Source organism: Enterococcus sp. UD-01 (assembly GCF_044909655.1).
Classification (GTDB): Bacteria; Bacillota; Bacilli; order Lactobacillales; family Enterococcaceae; genus Enterococcus_L.
On record NZ_JBIYEU010000010.1, the window covers coordinates 112912 to 120669 of the forward strand.

Sequence of the window (7758 nt, forward strand, 5' to 3'; positions counted from 1 at the left end):
CCTTTTTAACTTTCGCTATAGTTTTATTATAAAGAAAAAAGGGAGATTTTGATATGGTAATTGAGATAAACAATCTGGTAAAGAGCTATGGAAGTTTAATTGCTTTAGATCATTTCAGTTTAGAGGTGAAGCAAGGCGAAATTCTGGGTCTCTTAGGTCCAAACGGCTCCGGAAAATCGACTGCGATTCATTGCATGCTTTCTTTACTTTCATATGAGCAGGGAGAAATCAAGCTTTTTGGAGAAGTGATGACTCCGAATCGCTATGATCTAAAAAAACGCATTGGGGTTGTTCCTCAGGAAGTAGCGGTTTTTGATGAGCTCACTGTTATCGAAAACATTGATTACTATTGCGGCTTATATATTAAAGATAAAAAGTGCCGAAAACAATATATAAGCGATGTCATTTCACTAGTAGGTTTAGAGGATTTCAAAAAGTTCCTGCCAAAAAAACTGAGCGGCGGGTTAAAACGGCGTCTAAATATTGCTTGCGGTATTGTTCATAAGCCCGAATTAATTTTTTTAGATGAGCCTACTGTTGCAGTTGACCCTCAAAGCCGCAATAAAATTCTGGACAGCATCAAAGAATTGAATCGACAAGGTGCCACGATCATTTATACAACACATTACATGGAAGAAGTTGAACAGCTATGCAACAACATTGTTATTCTTGAAAAAGGCAAAATTATCGCCCAAGGGACCAAAGAGCAGCTCAAAGGAATGATTCAGGCGAATCAAAAAATTATCATAGAAATCCCTGTTTTTCCCGAAACAGTAAAAAATCAGTTAAAAGAACTGCCGGGCATGCTGGAAATTGACTATCAGGATGGTTTTGCAACTTTCTATACTGAAAAGAATCAATCGGTGTTTGCAGATGTCCTTCATTTATTTGAGCAGCATCAGCTTACTTTTGGTAATTTTTATACACAACAGCCGACTCTAAATGACGTCTTTTTGGAAATTACCGGCAGAGAATTGCGCGATTAAGAAAGGAGACTCTGTATGTTTTTGCATTTGTATCGTTATCGATTAAAGATTCAATTAAAAAATAAAGTGCTGCTGTTTTGGACTTTAGCCTTTCCTTTAATATTGGGGTTATTTTTTACTGCTGTGTTTAGCGGCTTAGATTCACTTGATACCATCGAAAAAATTCCTGTTGGGATTGTGACAGATGAAACAGTGCCAACAGAAGCTGCTGATTATTTTTTTAAAGCAATCAATCAAGCAAAGTCACAAAATAAAAAATTATTTGCTCCACAATATCTTTCGAAAAAAGCTGCAGAGCAAAAGCTGACAAAAAATAGGCTCAGTGGGTATTATCAATTGACTGAACACTCTCTGACATTAACAGTCAATCGGAAAGGACTTCAGCAAAATGTCTTAGATTCATTCATGAATTCCTATTTACAAAGTGCTGAGACCCTCGCTATTCTGCAAAAAGAAAATCCAGCGGTTCTGGCCAGCTCCCTCACTAAAAATATTGGCATAATACATGACTATACTTCTCTTAAACATCCGGCTGCTTCAAAGGGCAGTCAGAAAAGCTTTTACTTTTTTACTTTAATTGGAATGAGCTGTATGTTCGGCATGTTTTGGGGACTTATGAATGCTCATGATGAACAAGCCAATCAATCGGCCAACGGTATGCGCTTATGTCTTTCTCCTAAAAATAAATTGTTTGTTGTTACTGCAAATATCACTGCGTCATTTACCATTTTTGCTGCAGAAATTCTCTTTGTTTTAGGTTTTAGTCATTTTGTTTATGGCGTAGATTTTGGGAAGCGCTGGCCTTTAATTTTACTGACTTGCGGGATAACAATTATTACTGCGCTATCTTTGGGAACATTGCTTGGCAATCTCTTGCCCATCTCGCTCAATCAAAAAATGTCTGTCGCCGTTTCCTTTCAAATGTGCTGCAGCTTTTTGGCAGGAATGATGTTTCCTGATATTAAACTTTTAATGAGCGAATATCTTCCGTGGCTGAACGCAATCAATCCTGTTAATTTAGTCAGCGAAGCACTATATAAGCTGTACTACTATCAAACGCTTAATAGCTTTTACTGGAACCTAGCGAGCTTAAGTATCCTAACGCTTATTTTTATTACTGTCAGCATCATTTTAGAAAGGAGAGTCCGTTATGTCAGTCTTTAAAGCGACCTTCGCTATTTTTAACAAAAATAGCGCCACGTTGATTCTCTCTTTAGCAATCAGCGTGTTTATCTCGTTTACTTACTCGGTTTCTTACGGAAAACCCGCTGAACAATTATCCAAGCCGACTATTGCTGTTTTTAATCGAGATCATGGAGCACTTGCTCAACACCTAGAAACGTACTTAGCCAAGTCTTTAACAGTGGTCTCAATAAAAGATACGCAAGAATCCGTCGATGACGCTTTATTTTTTAAAAAAGTTGACTCTGTTGTAACAATTCCCGCTTCCTTTTCCGAAAAAATTGAACAGAGAAAAAGAGCAAACTTACCTGTACGTGTTAGTCCGGATAGCTTTAGCCAAGTCTACATTGATTCGCTGCTAAACAATTTTCTCTCCACCTATCAATTTTACCAAAGTGCCTTTCCCGCAAAAACAGGAACTGAACTAATGGCATTGACGCAAAAGAATTTACAAACAAAAGGAACGGTTCATTTTGATTCCTCCTACCTACAATTAAAGAGGCAGGAATCTGCCGGGCGAATCTTCGGTGTTTTATCGTATACCCTTTTCATGACAATTTTTGGCGCCATTACATTAGCAAGCTTGGCCTTTAATCGTAAAGAAATTAAAACTAGGAACAGCTGCTCGCCTATATCAAAGCGCATGTTTGCCATTCAGCATTTAGGAATTCAATTAATTTTGTGCTTGGCTATTTGGGGAATTTTTGTCAGTGTTGTACTCTTGACCTCTAAAAGTGCTTTTGGCAAAACCACACTGTACTTTATTTTAAATACTGTGCTGCTGTTTCTCATGAGTGTTTCTTTTAGTATTTTCATTGGCAGGATTGTCAGCAATTCAAATATGATCACAGGGATTAATAATGTCTTTATCTTAGGCAGTGCCTTCATCAGCGGCGTGTTTGTACAAGCTGATATTTTACCAGAAATGGTTAGTAAAGCCGCCTCTTTTACTCCTACGTATTGGTATATGAAAAATTGTACGTTAATTGGCAAGACGCTACAGTTTAATCAAGCATTCTTGGATGAATTTCTTTTTAACTCCTTTATATTGCTCCTTTTTACAGGGATTTTTTTACTCTTAACTCTTCTAACCAATAAAGAACGGGCAGCTTTTTATTTTTCTTTAAAGAAGTCAAGTATTTAAAAAAAGACGATTGAATCAAAAAGCTAAAAAGCCTTTGGTTCAATCGCTCTTTTCTATTCAGAATCGTTATTTTTTTGAATCACAATAATATCTTTTCTCGGTTTGTTAAAGGTAAAGCCGGCATCCAGCATTTTATTTTTGACACCAATCTGAACAGTGACGTTTTCGCGGGTTGTGTGCAATAATTTCTTTATCACAAAATCAATTTCATTTTTAGTGATTTTCTTTTTGGTATTAATCATGATAAGATCAATTTTATCAAATGCATCTGCGTAAACAATCTGTGTACGATCTAAAGCATATAATTTAAAAAATTTAATGGCTTTTGAACCGAAAACATATTTTGTGATGTTCGGGTAAAAATATTCCAAATTCAAATTTTTATTAATAGGCGTTTCAACTAATTTCATCTAGTTTGCTCCTTATCTGCTTATTTTGATGTCTGTTTAACTTTACATTAAATTTTACCGCTTATTTGAGTATTTGTAAATCCTACATTTTTTGAATTAAAAAATAATCGTACAAAAAACGCTTGACCTTCACGTTAGGGAAAGGTTTATTCTTATAGCATACAGGAGGGAAACAGATGGAATACACAATCAAAAAAGTGGCTGAGCTTTCCGGAATCAGTTCACGTACTCTACGCTATTACGACGAAATCAATTTATTGAAACCTGCGCGCATCAATTCATCTGGTTATCGTATCTATAGCACCAAAGAAATCGACCGGCTGCAGCAAATTTTGTTTTATCGCTCGTTGGATATGAGATTGGAAGATATCCAAGCACTTTTAGATGCACCTAATTTCGATCCTCAGCAGGCACTGGAAAAGCATTACCAGCAATTACTGGTCAAACGACAGCAGATCGATCATCTTATCCTAACTGTAGAAAAAACGATTCGCTATCAAAAAGGAGCAGAAATGATGACAGATAAAGAAAAATTTATAGGTTTTAAGCAAGAAAAAATCGCTGAAAATGAACAAATGTACGGCGCGGAAATTCGTGAAAAATATGGCGAGGAAGCCGTCGAAAGGGCTAATAAAAAATGGCTGAATCTATCAGAGGATGCGTTTCAAAAAATGGAAGCTGCTGAAGCTGAAATGTTCCAGGCACTGCAAAATGTCATACTAACAAAAGACTATCAATCAGCGGATGCGGAAAAAGTCTTTTTAAATCACAAAGAGTGGCTAAGCTTCACCACTGCGTACTCCCCTGAGCTTCATCGCAATCTTGGGGACATGTACATTGCTGATGAACGCTTTCAAGCTTATTACGATGAGCGGGCAGGTCAAGGTGCAGCAGTCACTTTGAATCACATCATCCAGCATTTCACTCGTTCATAATACGTCATAATCTAAAAAGTCCAGCCAGAAATCGATGAGATTTCCGGCTGGACTTTTTGATTATTCCTCAACATCGTACTCATATTCATACTGCGGCTGTTGCTTCTCTTCAAAATAGCTTTTCGCATAAGAATAAACCACCGTGCCAAGTAAGGCCACAATGATAATGGTAATAAGTGCAGACTGTAATTTACGTTTTGTTCGTTTGGCTGCAAAATTAGCATTCTTCAGCATTTCCTTTTTGTAGCTGTCCGCATGCTTCATTTGAGTAATATCATAATAAAAAAATTGCAGCGGCTGTTCCAGCTGCTCTTTGCCGAACTCGTTGCTGTAGCCTACCAGCAATGTATATTGACTAATTTTTGAGGGGAAATTTCGCGCATTCTTTTTCCTTATTTTAACAAGTGATTCTGCTGTTTCAATAAAATAGTATGCCTGCTGGTCTTCCTGTGGCTCGATGTCTTGCATTTTTTGAAATGTTTTTGGCAACTCTTCTACGATAGTCTGATAATACTTTTCAAAAGCTTCTGCTCGCATAAAACGAACAATATAAAGCAATACACCTGCCTCCAACAAAAATAAGACGATTAAAAGTACACGCAGCAGCAAAGCTGACGCTCCAATACCTAACCCTGTTAACAACATCAACACTAGCATAGCCAAAGCATATCTTTGATAGCTTTTTAGATACAACTGACGAATTCCTGATTGATAGTAAGTTAAATCCGCTTCTATTTTTTCTTTTACCTCTTCCATGTTCTTCCTCCTTTTTCTAAAACAAGTTGCCTTCTATGAACGAATAATTTCGTCGAAAATAAATTGTCCGACACCGCCGTCAATACACTCGCCAATAATTTTTTGGCATTGTGCTTTTACAATCTCTTTTGCGTTACCAACCGCTACCGGAATATCCACGACTTCCAACATGGCTAAATCATTCTCGCCGTCGCCGATTCCATAGCTAACCGCATTCGGAAACTTACTCATAAATTCGTTAATCGCATAGCCTTTACTACTTTTCGGATTGACTACCTCCAAACATTGAATAAATGAAGAAAAGACATAAGCGGTATTACTGCTTAACAGCTCTCTCAAACGCTCATGCTCGTCATCGCTGGCTTCCATCATTTCAATTTTCATTACTTTTACTTCAGGGTGTTCTTTTAAATAAGCCAACGGATCTGTTACATGCTGACATTCCTCTTGAAAAAAACGTACTTTAAAGTCCATAATTTGCTGACCTTGAGCGCCTAACGGTTCTAGTTTTTTTCTTAAGGCTATTATGTTGTCCGTAAATTGTTCCACCGATTTCAAAATAATACCTTCATTTGTATGAATATGATAAAAAATCTGGCGCTCTTCCAAAATAGTCAATACTCGTTCACATTCTTCAATGGATAAATCATGATTGTAATTAATCGGTGCGCCAACTAATTTAAAGCCGCCGCCATTACTAAAAATCACATCGCATTCGTTCTCTAGTTGAGCCATTAATTCTGCCAGCTGGTCGTACCCGCGGCCGGTAATAAAAACGAAATGATCGCCTTGATTTTGTAAAGCAGAGATGGCTTCAAAATTAATGCGCGGCACTTCGCCTCCAAGCTCTTGAAATGTACCGTCAATGTCACAAAAAACTATATTCATTTAGATCTCCTTTTAAAATATGCTATTGTACAAAACATTGCTGTTAATTTTACAATAATAATAGTATAGCATAGATTGTCGAAGGAAAATAAACTGATTTTTTAATAAAATACGCGCAAAACACTTCCCGTTTTTAATATTCTAGTAGCGACTTTTTTCGGAACGTTTACAGACAAATAACGTATCAACAGTCATTACAAGAAGCTGTTGATACGCTATTTCATTTACTTATCATAATTCTGAGCAGTGCTTTGACTATTCAGCTCTACAAGCGATTTTTACTATCCAAAGCAACTCAACGACCTATTTTTGCTCTCTACTTAATATGAATATAAGCGCTTTTTTGAAGAACTATTTTTTACTATTTCCTTAAATATTAAGCATGTAGCCACGTGAGCGAATCGTAATAATATATTTTGGCTTTTCAATATCGCGCTCGATCTTTTGACGCAAATGGAAAACTAAATTTGAAACCCGATATTTTTTATTTTGATAGGAATCCTTCCAGACGTTTTCATATATTTCTTTATAGGTTTTGGTTGTCCGCGCATGCTTATGCAGGTATTCGATCGTAAGAAATTCCAATTTGGTTAAAAGAACTTCTTTATTGTTCTCCACACAAACACTTAGATTTTGAGGAATAAGCTGAAAAGCGGCATTCTCACTCAGCATTTCTTGTGCTGTTTTTCCTTCACTAGGTGAAACTCTAAAGCGTTTCATCATATTCCTAATCATTAATAGCGATTCATCTAATTGTCCACCATTACCGATAATTCCATCTGCTCCCAACTGCAAATAGACAATTCGATTGGTACTATTAATATCATTCACCGGTAAAATCCATAGAGGAATATCCGAATACTTGCGAAAATTCATGATCGTCTCACAGGTCCAATTAATGTTTTCTACTCCAGAATCTTCTATAATCACCGAATGTAAACGATTCGCTTTTATTTCTTCATTAAGTACAAACATCAAATTATCTGCTCCAAGCACTTTAATTTGACATTGTAGTACACCAAGTGTTTGTTTGTGTTTATCTTCTATTTTGTTACTTAGAGAAATATAACCAATGGTACACATAGTTTGATGCCTCCAATATTATTTATTTTCTTTTGAATTTTTTATTCTTTTTACAGACTTTACATTTTTGAAATTCATTATTTACGCTTATAATAGAATTATGTTTCACTCATTAAAGTTTGAATGAAACATGCACGGTTTTTTGACTTTTTTCTTGGATGTAACACTTAAAAGAAAACATCTGAGAATTCGCATTATCATTGAATTATCAAAATTAAATGACCATTTTTTGACGGATTATAAAAAAGAAAAAAGAGTGTAAAGCTTGTACCGACCCCAAAAAGTTAGACCTAAAAATCTAACTTTTGGAGGTTTTTTTGTATGGCAAAGTACAGTTTTGAATTAAAATTACAGATTGTTCAAGAATATCTTGA

General features: G+C 36.1%; 8 protein-coding genes. 4 read left to right on the top strand and 4 right to left on the bottom strand.

The features are described 5' to 3' along the window. The first annotated feature begins 53 nt into the window (after window positions 1–53). From ABH902_RS10025 to ABH902_RS10035, 3 genes are read left to right on the top strand one after another with little or no spacing between them, the layout of a single operon-like run. A complete protein-coding gene (locus ABH902_RS10025) occupies window positions 54–986 on the top strand; it encodes an ABC transporter ATP-binding protein (RefSeq protein WP_404590579.1) in 933 nt (310 codons plus the stop codon). A 15-nt stretch (window positions 987–1001) separates the two neighbouring features. Then, complete coding sequence (locus ABH902_RS10030; RefSeq protein WP_404590580.1) at window positions 1002–2150, top strand: ABC transporter permease; 1149 nt, start codon at window positions 1002–1004, stop codon at window positions 2148–2150. After that, window positions 2137–3312, top strand: a complete 1176-nt coding sequence (locus ABH902_RS10035) for an ABC transporter permease (RefSeq protein ID WP_404590581.1) — start codon at window positions 2137–2139, stop codon at window positions 3310–3312. Before ABH902_RS10030 ends, ABH902_RS10035 begins: the two co-directional genes overlap by 14 nt. Window positions 3313–3365: 53 nt before the next feature. Here the strand turns inward: ABH902_RS10035 and ABH902_RS10040 are convergent, their stop codons facing one another. Then, window positions 3366–3722 carry a DUF1827 family protein gene (locus tag ABH902_RS10040; RefSeq protein WP_404590582.1) on the bottom strand — a complete coding sequence of 119 codons (357 nt, stop codon included), beginning with the start codon at window positions 3720–3722 and terminating at the stop codon, window positions 3366–3368. 176 nt (window positions 3723–3898) lie between these two features. Between ABH902_RS10040 and ABH902_RS10045 the strand changes: the two genes are divergently transcribed. Continuing rightward, a complete protein-coding gene (locus ABH902_RS10045) occupies window positions 3899–4657 on the top strand; it encodes a MerR family transcriptional regulator (RefSeq protein ID WP_404590583.1) in 759 nt (252 codons plus the stop codon). A gap of 60 nt (window positions 4658–4717) precedes the next feature. Here the strand turns inward: ABH902_RS10045 and ABH902_RS10050 are convergent, their stop codons facing one another. The 3 genes from ABH902_RS10050 to ABH902_RS10060 all read right to left on the bottom strand — a co-directional run bounded on the left by ABH902_RS10050 (window position 4718) and on the right by ABH902_RS10060 (window position 7384). Continuing rightward, a complete protein-coding gene (locus ABH902_RS10050; protein ID WP_404590584.1) occupies window positions 4718–5413 on the bottom strand; it encodes a hypothetical protein in 696 nt (231 codons plus the stop codon). Between the two features lie 33 nt (window positions 5414–5446). Continuing rightward, the gene (locus tag ABH902_RS10055; RefSeq protein ID WP_404590585.1) at window positions 5447–6301 is read right to left on the bottom strand and encodes an HAD-IIB family hydrolase; all 855 of its coding nucleotides are present in this window, start codon (window positions 6299–6301) and stop codon (window positions 5447–5449) included. Between the two features lie 369 nt (window positions 6302–6670). Beyond that, the gene (locus ABH902_RS10060) at window positions 6671–7384 is read right to left on the bottom strand and encodes a winged helix-turn-helix domain-containing protein (protein WP_404590586.1); all 714 of its coding nucleotides are present in this window, start codon (window positions 7382–7384) and stop codon (window positions 6671–6673) included. Window positions 7385–7758: the final 374 nt, after the last annotated feature.